Origin of the sequence: Streptomyces sp. G-G2, from assembly GCF_030063135.1 — a bacterium.
In the GTDB taxonomy this organism is placed as follows: domain Bacteria; phylum Actinomycetota; class Actinomycetes; order Streptomycetales; family Streptomycetaceae; genus Streptomyces.
This window is the reverse complement of the sequence record NZ_JASISO010000001.1, coordinates 239,016-264,345: the sequence shown is the minus strand read 5'-3', so window position 1 is coordinate 264,345 and position 25,330 is coordinate 239,016. Positions and strand designations below refer to the sequence as shown.

General features: G+C 71.3%; 24 protein-coding genes and 2 riboswitches. Of the genes, 13 read left to right on the top strand and 11 right to left on the bottom strand.

What is annotated here, in order from left to right; all coding sequences use genetic code 11:
* Positions 1-61 precede the first annotated feature (61 nt).
* Complete coding sequence (locus QMF80_RS01180; protein ID WP_283448705.1) at positions 62-796, bottom strand: enhanced serine sensitivity protein SseB; 735 nt, start codon at positions 794-796, stop codon at positions 62-64.
* Between the two features lie 62 nt (positions 797-858).
* A complete protein-coding gene (locus tag QMF80_RS01175; protein ID WP_502962730.1) occupies positions 859-1,563 on the bottom strand; it encodes an AAA family ATPase in 705 nt (234 codons plus the stop codon).
* A gap of 265 nt (positions 1,564-1,828) precedes the next feature.
* Positions 1,829-1,929, top strand: a riboswitch (glycine riboswitch).
* Between the two features lie 172 nt (positions 1,930-2,101).
* Between QMF80_RS01175 and gcvT the strand changes: the two genes are divergently transcribed.
* The 11 genes from gcvT (at position 2,102) to QMF80_RS01120 (ending at position 12,738) form a co-directional block, all read left to right on the top strand.
* Positions 2,102-3,217, top strand: coding sequence for a glycine cleavage system aminomethyltransferase GcvT (gene gcvT, locus QMF80_RS01170; RefSeq protein ID WP_283448703.1), 1,116 nt, complete (start codon positions 2,102-2,104; stop codon positions 3,215-3,217).
* Positions 3,218-3,320: 103 nt separating this feature from the next.
* On the top strand, positions 3,321-3,704 hold the full coding sequence (gene gcvH, locus QMF80_RS01165) for a glycine cleavage system protein GcvH (RefSeq protein WP_283448702.1): 384 nt from the start codon (positions 3,321-3,323) through the stop codon (positions 3,702-3,704).
* A gap of 17 nt (positions 3,705-3,721) precedes the next feature.
* Entirely contained in the window at positions 3,722-4,978 is a 1,257-nt protein-coding gene (gene glyA / locus QMF80_RS01160; RefSeq protein ID WP_283448701.1) for a serine hydroxymethyltransferase, read from the top strand.
* Positions 4,979-5,147: 169 nt separating this feature from the next.
* On the top strand, positions 5,148-6,842 hold the full coding sequence (locus QMF80_RS01155) for an APC family permease (protein ID WP_283448699.1): 1,695 nt from the start codon (positions 5,148-5,150) through the stop codon (positions 6,840-6,842).
* 130 nt (positions 6,843-6,972) lie between these two features.
* Entirely contained in the window at positions 6,973-8,355 is a 1,383-nt protein-coding gene (locus QMF80_RS01150; protein ID WP_283448698.1) for an L-serine ammonia-lyase, read from the top strand.
* Between the two features lie 289 nt (positions 8,356-8,644).
* Positions 8,645-9,133 (top strand): AMIN-like domain-containing (lipo)protein, encoded by a 489-nt coding sequence (locus QMF80_RS01145; RefSeq protein WP_502962736.1) that lies wholly within the window; start codon positions 8,645-8,647, stop codon positions 9,131-9,133.
* Between the two features lie 93 nt (positions 9,134-9,226).
* Positions 9,227-9,419: riboswitch (cobalamin riboswitch) on the top strand.
* A 30-nt stretch (positions 9,420-9,449) separates the two neighbouring features.
* Positions 9,450-10,151 (top strand): energy-coupling factor ABC transporter permease, encoded by a 702-nt coding sequence (locus QMF80_RS01140; RefSeq protein ID WP_283448695.1) that lies wholly within the window; start codon positions 9,450-9,452, stop codon positions 10,149-10,151.
* Between the two features lie 11 nt (positions 10,152-10,162).
* Positions 10,163-10,546: an energy-coupling factor ABC transporter substrate-binding protein gene (locus QMF80_RS01135; RefSeq protein ID WP_283448826.1), complete on the top strand. Its 384-nt coding sequence runs from the start codon at positions 10,163-10,165 to the stop codon at positions 10,544-10,546.
* A 3-nt stretch (positions 10,547-10,549) separates the two neighbouring features.
* Positions 10,550-11,299 carry a cobalt ECF transporter T component CbiQ gene (cbiQ, locus tag QMF80_RS01130; protein ID WP_283448693.1) on the top strand — a complete coding sequence of 250 codons (750 nt, stop codon included), beginning with the start codon at positions 10,550-10,552 and terminating at the stop codon, positions 11,297-11,299.
* Positions 11,296-12,171 (top strand): ATP-binding cassette domain-containing protein, encoded by an 876-nt coding sequence (locus QMF80_RS01125; protein ID WP_283448692.1) that lies wholly within the window; start codon positions 11,296-11,298, stop codon positions 12,169-12,171. Before cbiQ ends, QMF80_RS01125 begins: the two co-directional genes overlap by 4 nt.
* Before the next feature lie 9 nt (positions 12,172-12,180).
* Entirely contained in the window at positions 12,181-12,738 is a 558-nt protein-coding gene (locus tag QMF80_RS01120) for a PadR family transcriptional regulator (RefSeq protein ID WP_283448691.1), read from the top strand.
* Between the two features lie 43 nt (positions 12,739-12,781).
* On the opposite strand, the gene QMF80_RS01115 is transcribed toward QMF80_RS01120, so the two are convergent.
* A complete protein-coding gene (locus QMF80_RS01115; RefSeq protein ID WP_283448690.1) occupies positions 12,782-12,994 on the bottom strand; it encodes an EF-hand domain-containing protein in 213 nt (70 codons plus the stop codon).
* Between the two features lie 253 nt (positions 12,995-13,247).
* On the opposite strand from QMF80_RS01115, the gene QMF80_RS01110 reads away from it, so the two are divergent.
* On the top strand, positions 13,248-14,054 hold the full coding sequence (locus QMF80_RS01110) for a tRNA-dependent cyclodipeptide synthase (protein WP_283448688.1): 807 nt from the start codon (positions 13,248-13,250) through the stop codon (positions 14,052-14,054).
* Positions 14,035-15,261 (top strand): cytochrome P450, encoded by a 1,227-nt coding sequence (locus tag QMF80_RS01105; protein ID WP_283448687.1) that lies wholly within the window; start codon positions 14,035-14,037, stop codon positions 15,259-15,261. The genes QMF80_RS01110 and QMF80_RS01105 overlap by 20 nt, the downstream gene beginning before the upstream one ends.
* A gap of 134 nt (positions 15,262-15,395) precedes the next feature.
* Here QMF80_RS01105 and QMF80_RS01100 read toward each other — a convergent pair whose 3' ends face one another.
* The 8 genes from QMF80_RS01100 to QMF80_RS01065 all read right to left on the bottom strand — a co-directional run bounded on the left by QMF80_RS01100 (position 15,396) and on the right by QMF80_RS01065 (position 25,133).
* Positions 15,396-16,583, bottom strand: a complete 1,188-nt coding sequence (locus QMF80_RS01100) for a YncE family protein (protein WP_283448686.1) — start codon at positions 16,581-16,583, stop codon at positions 15,396-15,398.
* Complete coding sequence (locus QMF80_RS01095; protein WP_283448684.1) at positions 16,580-17,359, bottom strand: polysaccharide deacetylase family protein; 780 nt, start codon at positions 17,357-17,359, stop codon at positions 16,580-16,582. The genes QMF80_RS01100 and QMF80_RS01095 overlap by 4 nt, the downstream gene beginning before the upstream one ends.
* A 388-nt stretch (positions 17,360-17,747) precedes the next feature.
* Positions 17,748-18,251: an ATP-binding protein gene (locus QMF80_RS01090; RefSeq protein ID WP_283448683.1), complete on the bottom strand. Its 504-nt coding sequence runs from the start codon at positions 18,249-18,251 to the stop codon at positions 17,748-17,750.
* 274 nt (positions 18,252-18,525) lie between these two features.
* On the bottom strand, positions 18,526-19,293 hold the full coding sequence (locus QMF80_RS01085) for an enoyl-CoA hydratase/isomerase family protein (RefSeq protein ID WP_283448682.1): 768 nt from the start codon (positions 19,291-19,293) through the stop codon (positions 18,526-18,528).
* A gap of 87 nt (positions 19,294-19,380) precedes the next feature.
* Positions 19,381-20,622 (bottom strand): L,D-transpeptidase, encoded by a 1,242-nt coding sequence (locus tag QMF80_RS01080; protein WP_502962729.1) that lies wholly within the window; start codon positions 20,620-20,622, stop codon positions 19,381-19,383.
* A 128-nt stretch (positions 20,623-20,750) separates the two neighbouring features.
* Positions 20,751-21,449 carry a L,D-transpeptidase family protein gene (locus tag QMF80_RS01075; RefSeq protein WP_283448679.1) on the bottom strand — a complete coding sequence of 233 codons (699 nt, stop codon included), beginning with the start codon at positions 21,447-21,449 and terminating at the stop codon, positions 20,751-20,753.
* Positions 21,450-21,631: 182 nt separating this feature from the next.
* The gene (locus tag QMF80_RS01070; protein WP_283448678.1) at positions 21,632-23,803 is read right to left on the bottom strand and encodes a choice-of-anchor A family protein; all 2,172 of its coding nucleotides are present in this window, start codon (positions 23,801-23,803) and stop codon (positions 21,632-21,634) included.
* Positions 23,804-23,945: 142 nt separating this feature from the next.
* Entirely contained in the window at positions 23,946-25,133 is a 1,188-nt protein-coding gene (locus tag QMF80_RS01065) for a L,D-transpeptidase (protein WP_502962735.1), read from the bottom strand.
* Positions 25,134-25,330 lie beyond the last annotated feature (197 nt).

Here is a 25,330-nt window from a genome sequence, read left to right as displayed (position 1 = left end):
GTCGTCCACGCGTACCCGGGGCCACGCGTGCGGCCGGGCAATGCGAACAGCTTAAGCCGCACTACGGCGCGTAGAACGGGCGCACGCGCTCACGGATCCAATCGGCCACCGGGTCCTCCACCGCGTCGAGGAGGATCAACTGCACCGGCCAGGGCGGCTGGACCCGGCCCAGGGCCCGGCCGAGCGCCTCCATGGGGGCATTCCGGTTCTCGGGCTCCCATCCCAGCAGCTGGACACCGATGTACAGCTGGGGCGGCCCGCCCTCGACGCTGGCCAGGCAGCGGCGGGCCGCGGCGACCACCGCGCCGGCCCGGAACTCCTCGGCGGCGGCGGCCAGGAAGTCCACCGGGTCGTCCTGCCAGTCCGGTTCGTACAGCCGCACCCGGCCGCCGGTCGCCGCGCCGTCCAGTTCGGTGCGCCCGGCCCGGCAGAGCAGGGCCACGGCGGGCGGCGGCAGCGGTACGCCGACGGCGCCCTCGGGGTTCACGGCGATGCCCAGCTGCGGCGGCAGGCCGCGCGCGAACTCCACGGCCGGGGCCACGGCGAAGTCCATGCCGGTGCCCGCGCAGGCCAGGAACTGCGCCTCGGAGCTGTAGACGGGCACGTAGGCGGCGCCGCCGATGTCCATGGTGGGCAGGTTCAGGCCCGCCGAGCCGGGGCCGCCGCCCGCGGGCAGCGGTACCCAGACCTGGCTGCGGGCCAGGGTGTCGAGGATCCGGGGCCCGGCCTGCGGATCGCCCATCGCCGTGCCGAGGACCGCCTCTAGTTCGTTGGCCGGCCAGCCGCTGCCCTGCATAGGTCCGTGTCTCCCCATCTCCGTGCCGGTCCCGTCGGTCCGTGGGACCCGTCACGCCGAGGCTAATGCGTCCCGGGCCCGGCGCCGAAGCCGATCCCGGTCACCCGGGCCGCCGCCGCCCGGTCGAGCAGGACCGCGGAGGCGCAGCCCGCCGGGAGGCGGCCCGACTCGGCCTCGCGCAGCAGCCGGGTGACCGCGCCCCGGTGGCGGGCGAAGGCGTACGCCGAGACCCCGCGCCCCCGCGCCTCCTGCCCGGCCAGCGCCTCCTCGGCGGTGGCGTCGAGCAGCACCAGGTGCAGGGCCCGGCCGCGCCGCCGGGCGGCTCCGGCCAGCAGGGCCCGTACCCAGCTCTGCGTACCGCAGTCGTGGACCACCGCGGAGTCCCCGGAGCGCAGGACGCGCCAGAGCCCCCAGTAGTGCGCGGCGCGCACCAGCGGGCGGTACGCGGCGTAGGGCAGGGCCCGGGGCATCCGGTGCTCCCAGCGCTCGCGGGCGTCCTGGGAGTCGATCCCGCCGCCCGCGACGGCCCGCTTGATCAGGGTGCTCTTGCCGCCGCCGGGCAGCCCGGACACCACGACGATGTCCCCTTCGGCGAAGGCGAGCCGGGCCGGGCCGCCGCGCGCCCGCTCCCGGCCGCGCAGGTCCCGTACGGCCGGTGGGCGGGCGGCCGACTCCCGCGGCCGGCACCCCGGCTGCGCCGGCACCCCCGCGGCCGCCGTCGCCGTCGTTCCCGCCGTCGTTCCCGCCCCCGCGCCGAATCTGCGCACAGTGATCGCCTCCCCCGGATCGGGTCACCCGGACCCTTGCCCACTGAGTGTAAAGAGACGGTAATCCGGCGGACATGGTTCCGGTCGGTGCTCTCCGTCCCGGAGGGCGGACCAGGGCGGACCAGGGTGGACCAGGGTGGACCAGGGCGCCGACGGGCACCGGACGATCGCCGGACCGGGTCCGGACCGGGGGCCCGTACGCCCATCCGGGGCCGGGCCGTGCAATGATGTGCGCCATCTGGACCCCAATTGCATAAAGGCCGCTTGAATCCGCGCGGGAGAGTCCCGGGAGTTGCTCCGCACCCCGGGCGCCGAAGGAGCAAGACCCTCCCTTGAATCTCTCAGGCCCCGTACCGCGTGGATGAGGCAGATCTGAAAAGCGAGCCGTACCGCCTCCTGGCCGGTGCGCGCTCCACCCAAGGTGCAAGTCGAGGAACTCTCGGCGAACCTCTCAGGTTCCGATGACAGATGGGGAGGATCCTCCTCGTCATGTCATGTCGATGCCCTGTCGATGCCCCGGGACCTGGGAGCCACACCCATGAGCACTGCCCCCCGCCTGACCGCCCTTGACGCGCTGCACCGTTCCCTCGGTGCGACGATGACCGACTTCGCGGGCTGGGACATGCCGCTGCGCTACGCCAGCGAGCGCGACGAGCACAACGCCGTACGCACCCGGGCCGGTCTCTTCGACCTGTCGCACATGGGCGAGATCACCCTGACCGGCCCCGAGGCCGTCAAGGTCCTCGACTTCGCGCTCGTCGGGAACATCTCCACCGTCGGTGTCGGCCGCGCCCGCTACACGCACATCTGCCGCGAGGACGGCGGCATCCTGGACGACCTGATCGTCTACCGGCTCGGCGAGAGCGAGTTCATGGTCGTCGCCAACGCCTCCAACGCCCAGGTCGTCCTCGACGCGATCACCGAGCGCGCCGCCGGGTTCGACGCCGAGGTCCGCGACGACCGCGACGCGTACGCGCTGCTCGCCGTCCAGGGTCCGGAGTCCCCGGCCATCCTCGCCTCCCTCACCGACGCCGACCTGGACGGGCTGAAGTACTACGCCGGTCTGCCGGGCACGGTCGCCGGAGTGCCCGCCCTGATCGCGCGCACCGGCTACACCGGCGAGGACGGCTTCGAGCTGTTCGTCTCCCCCGAGCACGCCGTGGAGCTGTGGCAGGCGCTGACCAAGGCGGGCGAGGGCGTCGGCCTGATCCCGTGCGGCCTGTCCTGCCGCGACACGCTGCGCCTGGAGGCGGGCATGCCGCTGTACGGGCACGAGCTGACCACCGCGCTGACCCCGTTCGACGCGGGTCTGGGCCGGGTCGTGAAGTTCGAGAAGGAGGGCGACTTCGTGGGCCGCGCCGCCCTGGAGGCCGCCGCCGAGCGCGCCGCGAACACCGCCCCGCGCAAGCTGGTCGGCCTGGTCGCCGAGGGCCGCCGCGTCCCGCGCGCCGGGTTCCCGGTCGTGGCCGACGGCCAGGTCATCGGCGAGGTCACCTCGGGTGCCCCGTCCCCGACGCTGGGCAAGCCGATCGCCATGGCGTACGTCGACGCGGCGCACGCCGCACCGGGCACCTCCGGCGTCGGCGTGGACATTCGCGGTACGCATGAGCCGTACGAGGTCGTGGCCCTGCCGTTCTACAAGCGCCAGAAGTGACGTTTCCCGCCACCGGGAAGCCCGCTCCGCACACCGCGGCGCACGTCTCACCTCGTCATACCCCTGTTCATCAGCACTCCCCCGCATCCAGGAGAATCAGGTCATGAGCAACCCCCAGCAGCTGCGTTACAGCAAGGAGCACGAGTGGGTGTCGGTCGCCGAGGACGGCGTCTCGACGGTCGGCATCACGGAGTTCGCGGCCAACGCGCTCGGTGACGTCGTCTACGCCCAGCTGCCCGAGGTGGGCGACACCGTGACCGCGGGCGAGACCTGCGGCGAGCTGGAGTCGACCAAGTCGGTCAGCGACCTGTACGCCCCGGTGACGGGCGAGGTCGTCGAGGCGAACCAGGACGTCGTGGACGACCCGGCGCTCGTCAACACCGCTCCCTTCGAGGGTGGCTGGCTGTTCAAGGTGCGCATCACGGACGAGCCGGACGACCTGCTCTCCGCCGAGGAGTACGCCGCGCTCACCCACTCCGACAACTGACACCCCAGGGGATCCTGATGTCTGTTCTCAACACCCCTCTGCACGAGCTCGACCCGGACGTCGCCGCCGCCGTCGACGCCGAACTCGTGCGCCAGCAGTCCACCCTGGAAATGATCGCGTCGGAGAACTTCGCTCCGGTCGCCGTCATGGAGGCCCAGGGCTCGGTCCTGACCAACAAGTACGCCGAGGGCTACCCCGGCCGCCGCTACTACGGCGGCTGCGAGCACGTCGACGTGGTCGAGCAGATCGCCATCGACCGGATCAAGGCGCTGTTCGGCGCCGAGGCCGCGAACGTGCAGCCGCACTCGGGCGCGCAGGCCAACGCGGCCGCGATGTTCGCGCTGCTGAAGCCGGGCGACACGATCATGGGTCTGAACCTGGCCCACGGCGGTCACCTGACCCACGGCATGAAGATCAACTTCTCCGGCAAGCTCTACAACGTGGTTCCGTACCACGTCGACGAGACCGGCCGGGTGGACATGGCCGAGGTCGAGCGCCTCGCCAAGGAGTCCAAGCCGCAGATGATCGTCGCGGGCTGGTCCGCCTACCCGCGCCAGCTGGACTTCGCCGCCTTCCGCCGCATCGCGGACGAGGTCGGCGCCTACCTGATGGTCGACATGGCGCACTTCGCCGGTCTGGTCGCCGCGGGCCTGCACCCCAACCCGGTGCCGCACGCCCACGTCGTCACCACCACCACGCACAAGACCCTCGGCGGTCCGCGCGGTGGCGTGATCCTGTCCACGCAGGAACTGGCCAAGAAGATCAACTCGGCGGTCTTCCCGGGTCAGCAGGGCGGCCCGCTGGAGCACGTGATCGCGGCCAAGGCGGTCTCCTTCCTGGTCGCGGCCTCGCCCGAGTTCAAGGAGCGCCAGGAGCGCACCCTGGAAGGCGCGAAGATCCTCGCGGAGCGCCTGGTCCAGGACGACGTCACCAAGGTCGGCGTCTCGGTGCTGTCCGGCGGTACGGACGTCCACCTGGTCCTGGTCGACCTGCGCGACTCCGAGCTGGACGGCCAGCAGGCCGAGGACCGGCTGCACGGGATCGGCATCACGGTCAACCGGAACGCCATCCCGAACGACCCGCGGCCGCCGATGGTCACCTCGGGCCTGCGGATCGGTACGCCCGCCCTGGCCACCCGCGGCTTCGGCGCCGAGGAGTTCACCGAGGTGGCCGAGATCATCGCCGCCGCGCTGAAGCCGGAGTTCGACGCCGAGGACCTCTCGGCGCGCGTGTCCGCACTGGCCGCGAAGTTCCCGCTGTACCCGTCGCTGTAGCACGGGGAGAGGGCCCGGCCTTGTTTTCCACAAGGCCGGGCCCTCTTCGTGACCAAGGCCCCGGGCGGGGGTGCCCTTCTGCCTATGAACCAGGCGAATCGCGGCAAATAGGCTGCGCATCAAGGCAATCAGCTCGGCCCGGGCAGCCCCGTCAGGACGGATTCCCACCATGGACATGAGCGCGGCGAACAAGAAGGGACTCGGTCTCTTCGCGCTGATCATGATCGGCATAGGCTCGATCTTCGGCTCGGGCTGGCTCTTCGGAGCGGGTACGGCCGCCCAGGTCGCCGGTCCGGCGGCGCTCGTCGCCTGGGTGATCGGCGCGGTCTTCATCGGCATGATCGCCATGTCGTACGCCGAGGTGGGCGCCGCCTACCCGATCCCGGGCGGCATGGCCCGCTACGGCCACCTCTCGCACGGTCCGGTCCTGGGCTTCGTCACCGGCTGGGCGGTGTGGATCGCGGTCGCCTCGCTGATCCCGATCGAGTCGATCGCCGCGACCCAGTACATGTCCTCGTGGAGCTTCGGCTGGGCCAAGGGCCTGGTCGACGTCCGGTCCCACCAGCTGACCACCTCCGGCATGCCGGTGGCGCTCGGGCTGACCGTCCTGCTGTGGCTGTCCTGCTACTGGTCGGTCCAGCTGCTGGCCCGGATCAACGCCGGACTGACCCTGGTCAAGTTCGCCATCCCGGTGCTCGCCGTGATCGCCCTGGTCGCCTCCGGGTTCCACACCGAGAACTTCACCGCGCACGGCGGCTTCGCCCCCAACGGCTGGTCCGCCGTCCTGACCGCCGTCACCACCTCCGGCGTGGTCTTCGCCTTCAACGGCTTCCAGGCCGTGGTCAACCTCGGCGGGGCAGCCAAGAACCCCGGTCGCGCCATCCCGATCGCCCTCGTCGGCGCGCTCTCGCTGGGCCTGGTCATCTACCTCGCCCTGCAGGCCGCCTTCCTGGGCGCCGTACCGCCCGAGCACCTCGCGCAGGCGGGTGGCTGGTCCGGGGTGAACTTCAACTCGCCCTTCGCCGAACTCGCCAAGCTGCTGATGATCCACTGGGTCGTGGTGATGCTCCAGTTCGGCGCCTTCATCTCGCCCGCCGGATCCAACATCGCGAACGTGGCCTCGGCCGCGTACATGGTCCAGAACCTCTCCGAGACCGGCTTCTTCCCACAGAAGCTCAAGCGGACCCACCCCGTCTACGGCACCGCCCGGCCCGCGATGTGGCTGAACCTCGGTTTCTCGGTCCTGCTGCTGGTCACCGTCGGGCACAGCTGGAAGACCCTGGCCCCGGTCATCTCGGCCGCCATGGTCATCTCCTACCTGATCGGCCCCGTCGCGGTGGGCGTCTTCCGGGTCACCAAGCCGGGGCTGCGGCGGCCGTTCCGGCTACCGATGGCCTCCGTGCTGTGCCCGCTGACCTTCGTCTTCGCCGCCTGCGCCCTGTACTGGTCGAAGTGGCCGAACACCGGCATCGTCACCGCGCTCACCCTGGTCGCCGCCCCGATCGCGGCCGTGGTGCTGGCCCGCAAGGGCGAGAAGGACCTGCTGCGCCAGTTCGCCCCGGCCTGGTGGATCGTGGTCTTCCTCGGCGGCCTGTCCCTGCTGTCCTACCTGGGCAGCACCGACTTCGGCGGCACCGGCCGGATCCCGGACGGCCTGGACATCGCCCTGGTCGCGGGCCTGGCCGCGGCGGTCTACTACTGGGCCGTGCGGGCCGGGATCAAGGCCGACCGGGACGGGCTCCCGGGCCCCGACCCGGTGCTCGACCCGGTGCTCGGCCCGGTCCTCGACGCCGATCCGGCCCAGGAGGCCACCCCGGCCGGGGCGAGCGGCCCGGCCGGGGAGCCTGAGCTGTCGCATGCCTGACCCTTCTGTGACCCGCCCGGCAGCCGATCCGTTCACCTCACCGCGTTAAGCTCGGCTGTCGGACAAAATCCGAACAATCCACCTCTCCTGCCCCCTCCCACCCCACGAGCAGACAAGGGAGTCCGCCACCGTGGCCATCTCCGTCTTCGACCTCTTCTCCATCGGCATCGGCCCGTCCTCCTCCCACACGGTCGGCCCGATGCGGGCGGCCCGCATGTTCGTGAACCGGCTGAAGAAGGACGGTGTCCTCGCCCAGACCGCCTCGGTACGGGCCGAACTGTTCGGCTCGCTCGGCGCCACCGGCCACGGCCACGGCACCCCCAAGGCGGTCCTGCTGGGCCTGGAGGGCCACTCCCCCCGCAGTGTGAACGTGGAGACCGCCGACGCCGAGGTCGAGCGGATCCGGCAGACCGGCAGGCTTCGGCTGCTCGGCGCCGAAATAGGCGATGGCCACGAGATCGCCTTCGACGAGCCGAACCAGCTGATCCTGCACCGCCGCCGCTCGCTGCCGTACCACGCGAACGGCATGACCCTCTTCGCGTACGACGAGACGGGCGCCCCGCTGCTGGAGAAGACCTACTATTCGGTCGGCGGCGGCTTCGTCGTGGACGAGGACGCGGTCGGCGAGGACCGGATCAAGCTCGACGACACCGTGCTGAAGTACCCCTTCCGCTCCGGTGACGAGATGCTGCGCCTGGCGAAGGAGCACGGCCTGTCCATCTCCTCCCTGATGCTGGAGAACGAGAAGGCCTGGCGCACGGAGGAGGAGATCCGTGAGGGCCTCCTGGAGATCTGGCGGGTCATGCAGGCCTGCGTCTCGCGCGGCATGTCCCGCGAGGGCATCCTGCCGGGCGGTCTGCGGGTCAAGCGCCGCGCCGCCGGCACCGCCCGCCAGCTGCGCGCCGAGGGGAACCCGCAGGCGCACGCCATGGAGTGGGCGACGCTGTACGCGATGGCCGTGAACGAGGAGAACGCGGCGGGCGGCCGGGTCGTCACCGCCCCCACCAACGGCGCCGCGGGCATCATCCCGGCGGTCCTGCACTACTACATGAACTTCGTTCCGGGCGCGGACGAGGACGGCGTGGTCCGCTTCCTCCTCTCGGCGGGCGCGATCGGCATGCTCTTCAAGGAGAACGCCTCGATCTCCGGCGCGGAGGTCGGCTGCCAGGGCGAGGTGGGCTCGGCCTGCTCGATGGCGGCGGGCGCCCTCGCCGAGGTACTGGGCGGCACCCCGGAGCAGGTGGAGAACGCGGCCGAGATCGGCATGGAGCACAACCTCGGGCTGACCTGCGACCCGGTCGGCGGGCTGGTGCAGATCCCGTGCATCGAGCGCAACGGCATGGCGGCCGTGAAGGCCGTCACGGCCGCGAAGATGGCCATGCGCGGCGACGGCACCCACAAGGTCTCCCTGGACAAGGTCATCAAGACCATGAAGGAGACCGGCGCCGATATGAAGGTGAAGTACAAGGAGACCGCGCGCGGCGGTCTCGCGGTCAACGTCATCGAGTGCTGAACCGGTAGGACCCGTAGCCGAGGAGCGCCCCGCGGCCTGTGGCCGGGGGGCGCCTTCCGCTGTCGCCAGAGTCGCCTCGGGGGCCCGGTCCGCACCCCGCGAACCGGGGCCCCCAGGCGTCGCCCGGCGTCGGGCACGGCGGGGCGGGGCGGGGCGGGGCGGGGCGCGCAACCGTACGGGCCCCTGGCGTGTCTTTCGCGATGACCATACTGTCCCCACATCCGAAGAATCGGGGGACGTCATGCCGCACCGCGTCATATCCGCCATCCGCGACTCCATCCACGGTTCCATCCACCGCCGCCGTCTGGTGGCCGTCGCCACCGGAGTCCTTCTCACCGCCGGATTCGGTCTCGCCGTCCCGGCCTCGGCAGCCGCCGCGCAGACCCCGCTCGTGACCAATGCCCGCTGGGGCGGGCACTGCACGTACGACCGGATCGTCATCGACCTCCAGGGCTCCGTGCCCGGGGTCACCGTCACGCCCGTCTCCGAGCTGGTCTACGACGGCTCCGGCAAGCCGGTCCCGCTCGCGGGCTCGTACTTCCTGGAGATCCGCCTGCACCCGGCGGCCGCGCACGACGAGGCCGGGCACTCCGTCTACACCGGCCCCACACTGCAGCAGCTCCACCTCCCCAAGCTCAAGGGCCTCGCCTTCACCGGCGACTACGAGGGGTACGTCTCCTTCGGCGCCGCCTTCGACACCGCACCGCAGTTCACCACCTCCACGCTGCACGACCCGGAGCGCTACGTGGTCGACATCGCGCATCCGAACGTCTGCTGACGGCGCGGAAGGGCTGGGTCCGGCCGAGCGCCGGACCCGGCCCTTCCGCTTGCCCGGCCGCCCGCGCGAAGCGGGAGTGATCAAGGGCATCGGGTAGGGTCAGCGGGCCTTGGTGAACGGGAAACCGGTGCAAAACCGGTGCGGCCCTCGCCACTGTGAACGGGAAGTCCGGCGCCACTCCTGCGGGAAGCCACTGGACCGGACGGGAAACCGTACGGGCCGGGAAGGCGGCGCCGCGGCATCAGCACCCGTGAGCCAGGAGACCGACCAGGGTGCGTTGTTCCATCCACGAGGTGCTGGAGAGGTCTCCCTACACATGCATATAGCCGAGGGGTTCCTGCCCCCTTTGCACGCGGCCGCCTGGGGCGTCGCGTCCGCCCCCTTCGTCCTGCACGGCGTGCGCTCCCTGACCCGCGAGGTCAAGGCCAACCCGGAGAGCACGCTGCTACTCGGGGCCTCCGGAGCGTTCACCTTCGTCCTGTCCGCCCTGAAGATCCCCTCCGTGACGGGCAGTTGCTCGCACCCCACCGGGACCGGGCTCGGCGCGATCCTGTTCCGACCGCCGATCATGGCGGTGCTGGGCACGATCACCCTGCTCTTCCAGGCGCTGCTGCTGGCCCACGGCGGGCTCACCACGCTCGGCGCGAACGTCTTCTCGATGGCGATCGCGGGCCCGTGGGCCGGGTACGCCGTCTACCGGCTGCTCAAACGGTTCGACGCCCCGCTCATGGTGTCCGTCTTCTTCGGCGCCTTCTTCGCCGACCTGATCACCTACTGCGTGACCAGCGTGCAGCTCGCGCTGGCCTTCCCGGACCCGGCGTCCGGCATCCTCGGCTCGCTCGCGAAGTTCGGGGGGATCTTCGCGGTCACCCAGATCCCGCTCGCCGTGAGCGAGGGCCTGCTGACCGTCCTGGTCATGCGGCTGCTGATGCAGTCCAGCACGTCGGACCTGGTGCGCCTCGGCGTGGCCCGGCCGAACCCCGCCCGCACCACCGGGAAGCAGGAGGCGGCGCTCTGATGGGCGACAGGATGACGCGGAACGCGAAGATCAACACCCTGCTGCTGCTCCTGGTGGCGGCGCTGGCGGTCCTGCCGGTGGCGCTGGGGCTCGGCGAGGGCAAGGAGGAGCCGTTCGTGGGCGCCGACGCGCAGGCGGAGACGGCGATCACCGAGCTGAAGCCGGATTACGAGCCGTGGTTCACCCCGCTGTACGTGCCCCCCTCCGGGGAGATCGAGTCGGCGCTCTTCGCCCTCCAGGCGGCGCTCGGCGCGGGCGTCCTCGCCTACTACTTCGGGGTGCGGCGCGGGCGTCGCCAGGGCGCCGAGGCGCTCGCCCTCGCCCACCAGGGCCACCAGGGCGACCAGGGCGAGCGCGCCGAGCGGGCCGCCGACCGGGCCGGGCTGGACGCGTAGCCGGTGCTGCCGATCGACGCGGCGGCGCACGGCAGCCGCTGGCGCCACCGACACCCCCTGGAGAAGGCCCTGCTGGGCTTCGGCCTCACGGTGAGCGCGGTCTGCCTGCCGCCCTGGCCCGGCGGACCACTGGTCGCCGCCGTCACCCTCGCCGTACTGCTGGGCCCGGCCGGGGTGGCCGGGCGGCAGCTGTGGCGGGCGTTCCGGATCCCGCTGGGGTTCTGTTTCACCGGGGCGGTCCCGCTGCTCTTCGCGGTCGGCGGCCCGGCGGGGCCGGTGTCCCTGGCCCCCGACGGGCCCCGGCACGCGGCCGAGCTGCTGCTGCGGACCTCGGCGGCCTCGCTCGGGGTGCTGCTCTTCGCCTTCACCACCCCCGTCTCGGACGTCCTGCCCCGGCTGGTCCGGGCCGGGGTGCCCGGGCCCGTGGTGGACGTGGCCCTGGTGATGTACCGGATCGGCTTCCTGCTGCTGGACTCCCTCGCGAAGATCCGCCGGGCCCAGGCCGCCCGGCTGGGCCACACCAGCCGGGCCGCGGCCTGGCGTTCGCTGGCCGGGCTGGCCGCGACCGCCTTCGTCCGCGCCTTCGACCGGGCGTCCCGGCTGCAGAGCGGGCTGGCCGGGCGCGGCTACGACGGCACGCTGCGGGTGCTCGTACCGGAGAGCGCCCTGTCGTGGCGGTTCCTGGCCGCGTCCGGGACCCTGCTGGCCGCGCTGATCACCGCCACCCTCGTACTGAAAGGGCTGTACCTGTGAACCCGTTGGTGGAACTGACCGGCGCGGGCTACGCGTACGAGGACGGCCCGGAGGTGCTGTCCGGCGTGGACTTCGGGATCGCACCGGGCCGCGCCCTGGCCCTGCTGGGGCGCAACGGCAGCGGCAAGACCACCCTGATGCGGCTGCTCAGCGGGGGCCTGCGCCCGGGTTCGGGCGAACTGCGCCTGGACGGCGCACGGGTCGCCTACGACCGGGCCGGACTGACCCGGCTGCGGACGTCCGTCCAACTGGTGGTCCAGGACCCCGACGACCAGCTCTTCGCCGCCTCCGTGGCCCAGGACGTGTCCTTCGGCCCGATGAACCTGGGCCTGACGACCGGGGAGGTACGGGCCCGGGTGGACGCGGCGCTGGACGCCCTGGACATCACCTCGCTGCGGGACCGCCCGACCCACCTGCTGTCCTACGGCCAGCGCAAGCGCGCCGCGATCGCGGGCGCGGTGGCGATGGCGCCCCGGGTGCTGATCCTGGACGAGCCGACGGCCGGGCTCGACCCGGACGGCCAGGAACGGCTGCTGGACGCCCTGGCGGGCCTGCGGGCGGCCGGGACCACGGTGGTGATGGCCACGCACGACGTGGACCTCGCCGTACGGTGGGCCGACGACGCGGCGGTCCTGACCCCGGCCGGCATCCGCCTCGGCCCGGCGCACACCCTCCTCGCGGACCCCGGCCTGCTGGCGGCGGCGGGCCTGCGCGCGGCCTGGTCACCCGCGGTCACGTCGTTCCTGCGTGCCCGGGGCCTCCTGTCGGCCCACGCCCCGGGCCCCACCACCCCGCAGGCACTGGCCGCGTGGAGCGACCCGGCGGGCGGGGACGGGGACGGGCTCGCGGTGGTCGCTCCCGCGCGAACCTAGGATGGCCGCATGTCGCTGCCGCATGCCATCCTCACCGCGCTGCTGGAGAAGCCCTCGTCGGGGCTGGAGCTGACCCGGCGGTTCGACAAGTCGATCGGGTACTTCTGGTCCGCCACGCACCAGCAGATCTACCGGGAGCTGGGGCGGCTGGAGGAGAGCGGGCTGATCCGGGCGCTGGCCAGCGAGCAGCCCGTACGGGGCCAGCGCAAGGAGTACGAGGTGCTGCCCGCCGGGAGCGCCGAGCTGGCCCGCTGGGTCGGGGAGAGCCAGGACCCCAAACCGATCCGGGATCCGCTGCTGCTGCGCGTCCGGGCGGCCGGGGTCGTCGGGGCGGCCGGGCTGGGGCCGGAGCTGCGGCGCCATCTGGAGCTGCACAAGCGGCAGTTGGCGAAGTACCAGGCCATCGACGAGCGGGACTTCCCGCCGGGCCGGGACGCCGACGAGGACCGGCTGCGGCGGCTGGTGCTGCACGGCGGGCTCGGTTTGGAGACCTTCTGGCTGCGCTGGCTGGAGGAGGCGGTGGCCGAGGTGGACCGGCTGGCCGGGGGCCCGGAGGCGGACGCCTGATCCGCCTCCGCCCCGCGACAGGCGGGGCGGAGGCGGGTGCGGGCTACTTGTTCAGGGAGGCCCAGAACTCGTCGAAGCTCAGCAGGCCGTCGCCGTTGGCGTCCTTGTTCGCGACGATCGCGTCGGCGACCGCGCCGGTGACGTAGGCGTCGCCCATCGCCTTCATGGCCGCGCTGTACTCGTCGGCCGTGACGAAGCCGTCGCCGTCCGCGTCGAAGCGGCCGAACGTCGCCCGCGCGCTCTCGATGTCCGCCATGGGTCCACCCCTTCTTGGTGCTTGTTGACCGGCTCAGGGTAGCCGCCCGCGGAGCGGCCGCCCGCCCGGGGTCCCGGTCGAGCGGTCGATAGAAATGCGATTACCCCGGAGTACGGCGGAAGCAATAATTCCGGCCAACAAATCAAGCCCCCACTTGTCACGCTCCGGGATCAGCGCATAACGTACCGACATTGCCGCCACACCAGGAGCGCAGGGCTCCCAGGGACAAGCGGCAACAAGGGCGATCACACAGGTGACGATCACAGTTGACGCATCATTCGAAGTTCTGCCCTTCACCCGCACTTGCCGCCACATCTGGGAAGATGGCGACCATGTGTTGATCGGCGTAAGTCCTGGTAACAGCTACTTCACCGCCGAACGCGTCTCCAGCCTCTCCCAGTGGGCCACGACCCGCTTCGCGCAGGTCGACTTCGTGTACGCAGACCTCCACGTGGACGCGATGTTCGCCGCGTTCGGCTACACCCGGGAGCACGCCGGGAAGCGTGCCGCGAAGGAGATCAAAGCGGTCCGGCGGCGGATCCTGAAAGGCGTCGCGGAATCAGGTCCGCACGACGCCGAGATCCGGGTGAGAGCACTCTCCGAATTCCAGGGCAACCCGGTCTACGAACTACTGCACCGACGCGTGCTGCATTTCTTGGACACCGATGACGAATTCCGCAAGGGGTGCGAGGACATGGCACTCCACTTCGTCGGGTCGAAGCTCGCCGAAGGAGAATCCATCACCGATGAGCAATTGCAGGTCTGCTTTGCGTACATGGCCGCGGAGCTGCCGTTCTTCGTCGACACCCCGAGCATTCTCGGAGTGCCGTCCTCCGTCGCGGCCTACCACGTCAAGATGCCGCTGACCGACGTCCTCTACGCACGCGGCGGGGGCCTGCGCGCGACCCGCAACCAGGCGTACGCCGTCGTACGGCCCGAGGCCGGCACGCACACCGCCCAGAGCGCGCCGAGCACTCCGGGCACGACCACCCCGCACTCCCCGCACTCCCCGCACACAGCACCATGCGAAAGGACCGTCGATGAGCGTCGAGCAGCTTGAGGGCACGGAGCCCCTTCTCGACTTCCCCCTCTCCCGCCGCGGCGACGTGCTCCCCGAGGAGTGCACCTGGCTGCGCGAGAAGGCGCCGGTCGCCAAGGTCCGCACGCTCACGGGCGATCCCGCCTGGCTGGTGAGCAGCTACGCGCTGGCCAAGCAGGTGCTGGAGGACGAGCGCTTCAGCCTCAAGGACACCGCGAACGCCGGAGTCCCCCGGCAGTACGCGCTGACGATCCCGCCCGAGGTCGTCAACAACATGGGCAACATCAACAGCGCCGGGCTGCGCAACGCCGTGATGAAGGCGCTCAACCCGCGCCAGAAGGGGCTCCAGGACTGGCTGGCCGCCCGGGCCGGGGAACTGATCGACCAGCTCGTCGCCGAGGGCGGCCCGGCGGACCTCCGGGCGGGGTTCGCCGACCCCTTCTCGGCCGCCCTGCACTGCCAGGTGCTGGGCGTCCCCTTCGAGGACTGGCGGCGGCTGATGTCGGGGCTGGACGTCGCGTTCATGACCACGCGCGAGCCCTTCGCCGACTCGGCCCTCAACTGGTACAAGGACGTCGGGTACTTCTCCGACGCGCTGCGGGCGCAGCTGGCGCTGCCCCCCGAGGAGCGTACGGGGCTCCTCGGGAAGTTCGCGGAGCTGAAGGAGGCCGACCCCGAGTCGGCGCACCTGACCGACGACATGTTCGCCACCGTCGCCGTCTCGCTCTTCGGCGCGGGCGCGGTCTCCACCTCGGCCTTCCTGGTGCTCGCGATCCTCGCGCTGCTCCAGCGGCCCGAGCTGATCGGGTACCTGCGCGCCCACCCCGAGCGCATGGGCGGGGCGGTGGACGAGCTGCTGCGCTGGAACCTGTCCGTGGGTGACGGGCTGCCGCGGCTCGCGATGGCCGATGTCCAGGTCGGGGACGTGCTGGTCAAGGAGGGCGAGCTGGTCCTCGTACTCCTTGAGGGCGCGAACTTCGACCCGGAGGCCTTCGAGGACCCGGACCGGCTGAACCTGGAGCGCGAGAGCGCGAACGCGAACCTGGCCTTCGGCGCGGGGCGGCACTTCTGCCCCGCGTCGGCGCTGGGCCGCGCGCACGCCGAGATCGCGCTGGCCGTCCTGGTCGAGCGGCTGCCGGAGCTTCGGCTCGCGGTGCCCGCGCAGAACCTGGTGTGGCGCACGGGGTTCATCAAGCGGCTTCCGGAGCGGCTCCCGGTCGCCTGGTAGTCCGCCGCGTACGTACGGTGCCCCGGAGGTCGGCGGACCTCCGGGGCACCGTCATGTGCCGTGCGGGCGGCGGTGCGCCTTCCCGGTCACGGCCCTAGCTGTGGCCGACCCGGTACACCTTCCCGGTCACGGCACTAGCGGAAGATGCCGGTGTGGCCGAGCGAGTAGCGGCCGGGCTGCGGGTAGACGGCGAGGCCGTGCGGGCCGCTGCCGACGGGGATCCGGGCGAGCTCCTTGCCGCTGGCCGTGTCGATCGCGTAGACCTCGGAGTTGTAGCGGCCCGAGAGCCACAAGACCTTGCCGTCGGCGGAGACGCCGCCCATGTCGGGGCTGCCCCCGTCGGGCAGGTCCCACTTCTTGGTGAGGCGGTTCTCCTTGAAGTTGAAGACCGAGATGCTGCCCTCGCCGCGGTTGGAGATGTACATCTCCTTGGAGTCACGGCTCACGTACAGACCGTGGCACCCCTTTCCGGTGGGCAGCAGCTTGGGGGTGTCGAACGCGTCGCCGCTGAGCACCCACACGCCGTGCGCCATCATGTCCGCGACGTAGAAGGTCTTGCCGTCCGGGGAGACCTTCACGTCCTGCGGCATCGCGCCCTCGAAAGGCAGTTTCTGCTGTCCGACGACCTCCATCTTCTCGGTGTCGACCTTGAGGAGTTCGCCGGAGAACTCGCAGGAGACGATGAAGTAGCGGCCGTCCGCGGAGAAGTCCGCGTGATTGACGCCGAAACAGGTCACCGGGACGGTTTTGACGCGGTCCATGGTGTGCGGATCACGGAACACCAGTTCCTTGTCCATCGAGGCCATGACCACGGCGTACTTGCCGTTCGGGGTGAAGTACAGGTTGTACGGGTCGTGCACCTCGACGGGCTCGCCCGCCTTGCCCGTGGCGGGGTTGATCGGGGTGAGCGAGTGGCCGCGGTTGTTGTTCACCCACAGGGTCTTCATGTCCCAGGAGGGGACGACGTGCTGGGGCTGGGCGCCGACCGGGATGGTCTCGATGACCTTGTACGTCGCCGGGTCGATGACGGACACCGTGTTGGAGCTGGTGTTCGGCACGTAGACGCGGGACGGGAAGTCCTTGACCACGGGCGAGAGCTGGTTCGGCCGGTCGGCCGCGTACACGTCGTCGGCGGCGAGCAGGGGCGGCATCCCGGCCAGTCCCGGCGGGACGGCGGGTACGGCCTTCACGGGCCGGGCGGGCCCGCCGGAGCCGAGCGCCTCGGGCGTGCCCTTGTCGGCCGCTCCGCAGCCCGCCAGGGCGGCGAGGACCAGGGCGGCGAGCAGCACGGTGGCCTTCCGGGGAAGGCGGTTGGTCTTCATGGGGTCAGCAGCTCCGTGGTGGTCACCGCGCGCAGCGTGCGGCGCGCGAGGTCTTCGAGGAGGGGCGGCAGCGCGGCGACCGTGTCCGCGTAGCCGAAGTGCAGGCTCACCACCGATCCGCCGAGGATCGGCCCGGTGACGTTGCGGATGACGGCCGCGGCGCCGGGTGAGGTGAAGTCGAGGGAGTCCACGTCGTACGAGAGGACGTGCGGGTAGCCCGCGCGCTGGGCCAGGGTGCGCACCAGCGGGGTCGCGTACTGGGTCTGGGAGGGCCGGAACCAGGTGCCGATGGATCCGGTGAGCCGCTTGAGTCGGGTGGCGCAGCCGGTGATCTCGGCCTGTGCCTCCGCTTCGGGCAGGTCGTTGATGGCGAGGTGGCGCTGGGTGTGGTTGCCGAGTTCGTGGCCTCCGTCCAGGATCCGGCGGGCCAGTTCCGGGTGGGCGTCGAGCCAGGTGCCGATGGCGAGTACGGTCACCCGCGCGCCCGCCCGCTCCGCCTCGGCGAGCACCGCGCGGGCGATGGCGGGGTCCCCGTTGCCGTGGAAGGTGAGCGCCACCTTGGGGCTGTCCCGGGCCCCGTGGGCGATCTCCACGGGCTGCCCGGGGAAGCGGCGCGGGGAGGGGGCCGCGGCGGGAGCGGCGGCCGGGCGGGTGGCGGGGGGCGAGGTCGCGGGCGGGGCCGCGTGACGGCCCGTCCCGCAGGCGGCGGTGAGGGCCCCAGCGGCGGCCGCCGCTCCGGCGCGCAGGGCCGTACGACGGTCTGGATAACAGAGCACCTGCCCATTTAAGGGGTGGTTGGCGCTGAAGATAACGATTGACCCAATTAGGGACGTTCACCCGAAGTGACCCACCTCCGGGTCTACCCCCTATGCGGTCAACGATTTACGCGCATTGGTCGATACCTATGCACTGATTACGAGGCGAGTGGCCCATCTCACCTAAGATTTAGCTAGAAACTCTTATGATTTGAATACTTATGTCCCAATCGGGACTTTTGATGTTCAGGCCGCCGTCTGCCATAGTCGGAACCACGACTTCCCCTTTGACCCGAGCGAAGTCAGCGGCCGAGGATCACACCCCCTTCGATCCTCGGCCCACCCATGAAGCCCCCGAAGCGCCCCACTACGGCGACAGGGGGCTTCTGCGTTGTCGGGCGGGTCCGGCCTAGCGGTCCGAGACCCGCATCTCGAACCAGGTCGTCTTGCCGCGCGGTAAAAGGTCGGCGCCCCAGCGGTCGGAGAGCTTGTCGACCAGGAACAGCCCGCGGCCCGTGGTGTCCATCTCGTGCACCGGCATCAGACAGGGGAGCCCGCGCGAGGGGTCGCGGACCTCGATCCGGATCCAGCCGCGCCGCCGCAGCATCCGGAGCCCGAAGGAACGGGCGCCGGTGTGCCGGACCGCGTTGCCGACCAGCTCGGAGACGAGCAGTACGGCGTGCTCCGCTATCTGCGGGGACAGCCCCCAGAGCCGCAGGGCCACGCACTGGGTGAGGCGGCGGGCGACGCCCGCGGACTCCGGGAGCGACGGCAGGGTCACCTCCCCGTCGGCCGGGCTGCCGTACAACTCCATTACCTTCAGGCCCTGTTCATCCTCAAGAGCCGCCGTCAGTCGTACGGCGGAGACGCTGTCGCGCCGCCGCGGCTGTTCCACACCCTCCAGGCCCGCCATGGATCCATCATGGAGGGCGAAGGCGCCCCCCGGTGCGGTTCCGCGCGAAAACGCCCCCTCGGAACACTTCATTCCGGGGGGCGTCTTGTCATATGCCGAGGGCAATCGGAAGCTCGCTGTACCCATGCTGAGCTGCGGTGACTTAGCGGTGAGAGATCATCACCCAGAGTGGATCTCCCTCGCGCCTTAAGGTTCCCTTAAGGCCTGGCTAATCCACCCGCAGGGAGGACACGGCCTTCCGCGGCCCCCACAGCCTTCCGCGCGCCCTGCGGACTCAGAGGAACTTCGCCTTGCCCGGCCCCTCTTCGACGAAGCTGCGCATTCCGCGCTCCCGGTCCTCCGTCGCGAACAGCCCCGCGAACCAGTTGCGTTCGATGGTCAGCCCGGTGTCGATGTCCGCCTCCAGCCCCGCGTCCACGCACTCCTTGGCGGCCCGCAGCGCGAGCGCCGGCCCCTGGGCGAGCGTGGCGGCCCACGCGTACGCCTGGTCGTACACCTCGGCGGCCGGTACCACCCGGTCCACCAGGCCGAGCGTCAGGGCCTCTTCGGCCTTGACCATCCGGCCGGTGAAGATCAGGTCCTTGGCCTTGGACGGCCCGATCAGCCGGGACAGCCGCTGGGTGCCGCCCGCGCCCGGGATCAGCCCGAGCATGATCTCGGGCTGGCCGAGCTTGGCGTTGTCCGCGGCGATCCGGTAGTCCGCGCAGAGCGCCAGCTCGCAGCCACCGCCCAGCGCGTAGCCGGTGACGGCCGCGACCACGGGCTTGGGGATCCGGGCCACGGCGGTGAAGGAGTCCTGCAGGGCGCGGGACCGGGCGACCATCGCAGCGTGGTCCATCACCTGCATCTCCTTGATGTCGGCGCCCGCGGCGAAGACCTTCTCGCCGCCGTAGAGGACGACCGCCCGCACGTCGGACCGGTCCGTCGCCTCGATCGCCAGCTCGCGCAGGCGGTCCTGGGCGGCGATGTCCAGGGCGTTCATGGGCGGACGGTCCAGGCGGATGATGCCGACGCCTGCCGAGACTTCCAGAGAGATGGTCATACGGGGAAGGTTAGCGGTGGTTAACGGCAGGTGGCCCGGTGCTGTGGGTCACAGCACCGGGCCACCTGGTTCACGTACGCGGGAGGGCTACTTGATCCACTCCGCCCAGTCCAAGTTCCAGCCGTTGAGGCCGTTGTCCGGGGCGATCTGCTTGTCCTTGGAGTTCTTCACGACCACCACGTCGCCGATCAGTGACTCGTTGAAGAACCAGGCGGCGGGCATGTCGTCGTCACCGGCGCCGCGCGCGTCCCGCAGACCCACGCAGCCGTGGCTGACGTTCTCGGAGCCGAAGGTGTCCGAGGAGGCCCAGTAGTTGCCGTGCACGAAGGTGCCGGACTGCGACAGCCGCATCGCGTGCGGGACGTCGGATATGTCGTACTCGCCGCCGAAGCCGACGGTGGCGCCGTTCATCCGGGTCACCTTGTACTTCTCGCTGATGACCATCTGACCGTTGTACGTGGTGGTCGAGGGACCGCCCGCCGTGATGGGGACGTCCTTGAGTACCTGGCCGTCGCGGACCACCTGCATCTGGTGCGCGCTCGCGTCGACCGTGGTCACCTGGGAGCGGCCGACGGTGAAGGAGACCGTACGGGTCTGCTTGCCGTAGACGCCCGGGCGGCCCTCGACGCCGTCCAGGGCGAGCTTGACGGTGACCTTGGTGCCCGCGGCCCAGTACTTCTCCGGGCGGAAGTCGAGGCGGTCGTTGCCGAACCAGTGGCCCTCGACGGGTACGGGCGGCACGGCCGTCACGGTGATGGCCTTCTCAACGGCCTCGGGGTTGGTGATCCCGCGGCTGAAGTTGATCGACACCGGCATGCCCACGCCGACGGTCTCGCCGTCCTCGGGCACGTAGTGGCCGACGAAGGTGTTCGTCGGGGTGAGCGTCGTGAAGGTGGTGTCCTTCGCGGACTCGTGTCCGGAGCCGTCCTTGGCGACGGCGTGCACCTTGTACTCGGTGGCCGACCCGAGGTTGCGCGCGGGCTCCCAGCTGGCGCCGTCGGCGGCCAGCTTCCCCTCGACCGCGTTGCCCTTGGTGTCGGCGACCGTCACCGTGGTGAGCTTGCCGCCCGTGCTGGTTATCTTCAGGACGCCGCTCGTCGCGACCTCCTTGGAGCCGTCGTCCGGCTTGACGGTGACCATCGCCTGAGAGGCCTCGGTGCCGGTCGTCCTGCCGCTCGCGGCGCCGCCCTTGCCGTCGGCCCCGCCGCTGCCGCCGCCTCCGCCGTTGTCACCCGAAGCACCGCACCCCGTCGTGAGCAGCAGGGCCGCTCCGAGCAGCAGGGCCGGCAGGCCGGTGCGGAAGCGGCCGCCAATGGGCTGCAGGTTCACTCTTGTTCTCCCCATGTCCCCCGCGCACGGGCAGTCGCGCGCTGTCGAAAAGGTAATCACACGGGGGGATCACGAACGGGAACGGAAGTGTCACCGTTCCGTTCCAAGAGGCTGTGAGCTGGGGTGAGTCAGTCGTCCGTGCCGGGCTTCACGCCCCAGACGTACACGGCGTCCCCTTCGGTGAGCAGGTCCCACAGGCGGGCCGCGTCGGGCACGGCGAGGTTCACGCACCCGGCGGACCCGCTGTAGTCGTAGAGGTCCCCCACGTGGCCGTGGATGGCCTGGCCCTCGTCGAAGAACTGGGCGTACGGCATGGGCGAGTTCTCGTAGAGGGTGGAGTGGTGGTCCTCGCTGCGCCAGTAGACCTCGTGCCAGCCGGGGCGGGTCTCCTCGGTGTCGCGGCCGGTGCGGATCGGTACGGGCGCGAAGACGACCTCCCGGTCGCGCTGCACCCACAGCAGCTGGCGGTCCATGTCCACGCAGGTGACCCGGTGCGGGCGGACCGGGCAGCGACCGGCCGCGTTGGGGTTGGGGCGGGCCTGTACGGCGACCATCGTGCGGTAGGTCGCGAGGTCCGGGTAGCCGTCGGACCGCCGCAGGCCCTGGGCCTGCTGGAAGGTGCGGATGGCGGCGCAGTCGGCGGGCGACTGGACCCCGTCGACCGGTCGGTGCAGGTACTCCTCCAGCTCGCGCTGGTAGGGGCCGGTACGGGCGGTGCAGGGGGCCGGGGCCGCCTCGGCCGGGGCGGGGACCCGGGCCGCCGGGGCCAGTACCGCGGCCGCCACCACCGCCACCACCACCGCCCCGCGTATCGCGCCTGTCGCCATGGCCGCCTCCTGAGAGCGGTGGCCCGCCTGCCGGGCCGCCGCTGTCAGCTAAGCCGGGCCGCCGGGATACGGCGCGCGCGGGTGCGCCGATGCGGTGACGGGGTCACCCCACCGGCGCACCCGCGCCGTGCTCATCCGGCCGGAGGGCCGAGCCGGTCGGAGGGCCGAGCCGGTCGGAGGGCTCAGCCGCGCGGGCTCCTCGGCTCCCGGCCGCCCTTGCCCTTGCCCTGGTCGTCGCGCTCGTTGGTCAGGCGCTGCACGTACAGCTTGCCGGGGGTGCGCTCGTCCAGGTGCAGCGGTCCGGTCACCCCGTCGAGCGGGAGCTTGTAGCCCTCGGGGACGGCCGTCTCCACCAGGTAGTAGTAGCCCTCGGAGAGGGGGGTGAAGGTGCAGACGCCCTGGCGGTCGGTGGCGCAGCCGTCCTTGACCTTCTCGTCGGCGTTGATGCCCCGCCGCTGGAGGCCCTTGGTGTTGTTGGTCTCCTTCCAGACCTCGAACACCGCGCCGCGCAGCGGCCGGTTGGTCTTCGCGTCCAGTTTCAGGACCTTGATCGCGCCCTCGAACCCGGGCTTCTTCTGGTTCGGGACGTTGAGGACGACGCCTTGCGCGACGTCGTCCTCGTCCAGCTCGAACTCGGTGACGGGCTGGGCGGGACGCTCGTACCCCTCGGGGGTGCCGGTCTCGCGCCAGTAGTACGACGCGCCGATCGGCAGCTCGACGGTGCAGCTGCCCTGGGCGTCGGTCACGCAGTCACCGGGGAGCTTGGTGTCCGCGGCCGTGCCGCCGGAGGCCGCGGTCTGGAGCCGGGGCCTGCCGTTGGTCTCCTTCCACAGCTCGAAGCGGGCGCCGGGCAGCGCGACGCCGGTGGACTTGTCGGTCTTCCACAGCACCACCTTGGCGGTGGCGGGCGGTACCGGGGTCCTGGTGTTCACGGCCGTCACGCGGACGCCCGCGGTGGCGTTCTCCTTGGTCAGCACGACCTTGCCGACCGGGTTCGCGGGCAGCTCGTAGCCGTGGGGGGCGGCGGTCTCGCGCCAGTAGAAGGTGCCGACGCCGACGGTCTGCTCGCACGGGCCGGTGGTGGTCGTGGTGCAGTCCGAGCCGGTGACCTTGGTGTCGGCGCCGGGTCCCGCGCTCTGGAGGCCGTTCGTCCCGTTGGTCTCCTCCCACAGCTCGAACTTCGCCCCGGCGAGCGCCTTGCCCTCCGCGTCCTGCTTGAGGACGGACACCTTGCCGGTGACCACCGGGGTGCCGCAGCCCGGCAGGTCGCCGTTGAAGGGGTAGGAGTGGAATTCCTGACCGCCGCCGAGACCCTCGAGGCTGGTGTGGGTGAGGCTGCCGGTGGTGAAGAACCGGCCGTTCATGCCCGGGAGGGTGACGGTGGTCCGCGAGGTCCGCGTGCCGACCAGGACGCTGCCCTGGAACTGGCCGCTGCCCCTCAGGTCCACGGTCGTGGCGTCCGGGAAGTTCCACAGCAGCCGGGTGCGCAGGGCGTTGAAGCTGTCGGTGCCGTCGACGATGTTGCCGCTGAAGGTGTTGATGGTGCGGCTGGTGCCGAGCATGTTGACCAGCACGGTGGCGTCCGCCGGGATGTTCGCGAAGCGCAGTCCGACCGCTCCGCGGTTGGTGCCATTGACCAGGTCGAAGTCGACGTTGAAGACCTGGAGCTTCGAGGTGTTGTCGCCGGTGAAGAGGACCGTCCCGGCGACGTTGCGCGCCGTGCCCGTCGGGGTGCGTTCCCCGCCCGCCTCGTTGGAGGCGTAGCACTTGCTGGCGAAGTCGAGCTGGTCGCGCAGTTCCGTGTACGGGGCGACCGCGCCCGCGTCCTTCGCCAGTGGGCCGGTGACCCGCCCGGCGCCCGGGGCGGTGCCCGCGTGGCGGACCACGCCGCCGTCCGAGATCAGCCGCTCGCCCGCGGCGATGTTCACGTTCTTGCCGGTGGTGAGGAAGTCGGAGCCGTTCGGCGGCGGGACCAGGGAGCCCGCGCCGACGACGCCGATGTTGTACGCCTGTCCGGCGGCGGCGGACTTGTCCTGGTCGAAGCTGCCGATGACGACGACCTTGCCCTCGGCCTCAGCCGCCCGCTCGCGGACGTCGAAGTCACCGCCGACGAAGATGCTGACGGCCTCGTCGCGGCCGACCGGGGCGCCGGTGCCGATCTGCGGGAACGGGTTGGGGCACAGGGCGCCGACGCAGGGACCGAGGCCGCCGGGCAGCGGTGCGGCGGCCCGCGCGGCGGTCCGTCCGGCCGTGCCCCCGGGCCCGCCTCCGGGGCCCGCCGCCAGGGCGACGGGCGCCCCGGAGGCCAGTACGGCTCCGATCGCGAGCCCGAGGGTCCAGTTCCGTGCTGACATGACGCTCCGTCCGTTGCCTGCCGCTGCCTGCGCTGTCGGCACGGTCAGGCTGGGCGAAGGCTGCGGCGCGCCGGACGGACCGACACTCCGCGCTACGGCATTACGGTCCGACAATCACTCGATCGGGCCGTCATCGGCGTGCTCATCCGAGCGACGAGCCCGCGATCCAGTCCGGCCAGGAGAGGTTCCAGCCGCCGAGGCCGTTGTCGGCGGCGACGGTCTTGTCCTGGGAGTTCACGATCTCGACCACGTCCCCGACGAGGGTGCGGTCGAAGAACCAGCCCGCCGGGGTGTCCGAGCCGCCGCCCTTGTTGTCGCGCAGGCCGATGCAGCCGTGGCTGGTGTTGGTGGCGCCGAAGGTGTCGGGGCTGGCCCAGTAGTTCCCGTGCAGGAAGGTCCCGGAGGCGGTGAGCCGCATGGCGTGCGGGACGTCGGGGATGTCGTACTCGCCGCCGAAGCCGACGGTCTGGCCGTTCATCCGGGTGACGTCGAACATCTCGCTGACCACCATCTTGCCGTTGTAGGTGGTGTTCTTGGGTGCCCCGGCGCTGATCGGGACCGTGGAGAGCAGCGCTCCGTCCCGGCGGACCTCCATGGTGTGGGCGGCCGCGTCCACGGTGGAGATCTGCCTGCGGCCGACGGTGAAGCGGACGGTCTTGCTCTGCACCCCGTACGAGCCGGGGGCGCCCTCGATGTCGCGGAGCTTCATGTCGACGGTGACCTCGGTGGCGGGCTTCCAGTACTCCTTGGGCCGGAAGTCGATCCGCTCGTCGCCGAACCAGTGGCCGGTGACCTCCACCGGCGGGTCGGAGGTGATGCTGATGGCCCGTTCGACTTCGGCGCGGTTCTTGATGGGCCGGTTGAAGTTGAAGGAGACGATCATCCCGATGCCGACGGTGGAGCGGTTCTCGGGTTTGAAGTAGCCGATGAACCGCTCCTCGGGGACGTAGGTGGTGAAGCTGGTGTGCCGGGCCTGGCGCCGGTTGTGGCCGTCGACGGCGACCGCGTCCACCGTGTACTTGGCGGCGAGCGCGAGCCGCCCGGCGGCCGCGTCGGGGCGCCAGCTGAGGCCGTCGGGGTCGATGGAGCCCGGTACCTGTTCCTCCTGCGCGTCCTCCACCTTGGTGACCACGACCCGCTCCAGACGGCCCTCGGGCACGTGCACGGTCAGCGGCCCCTCGGCCGGTACTCCCTTGGCGTTGTCCTCCGGGGTCACCCGGATGGCTTCTTGGGGCGACCGGGCCTTCCCGGGCAGCTGGATCTCCACCGGAGAGCCCCCTCCCGCAGTGCATCCGACCGCTGCGCCCGTCAGGGCCGCCCATGCCGCCATGGCGGCCAAGCCCGCCCGTGCCCGCCTCTTCACAAGTCTCACGGTGCGTCCAACGACCGTGCCGTCCAGGGGAAACGTGAGTGTGGCCCAGGTTCCGGGCAGAACAGTGGGAAGGACCGGACGGGGACGGGCTGCGGCAGGGACGCCGGAGCCCCCTTCCCTCCCCCGCAGGTACCCAGGAGCCGTGGAGGCGTGCA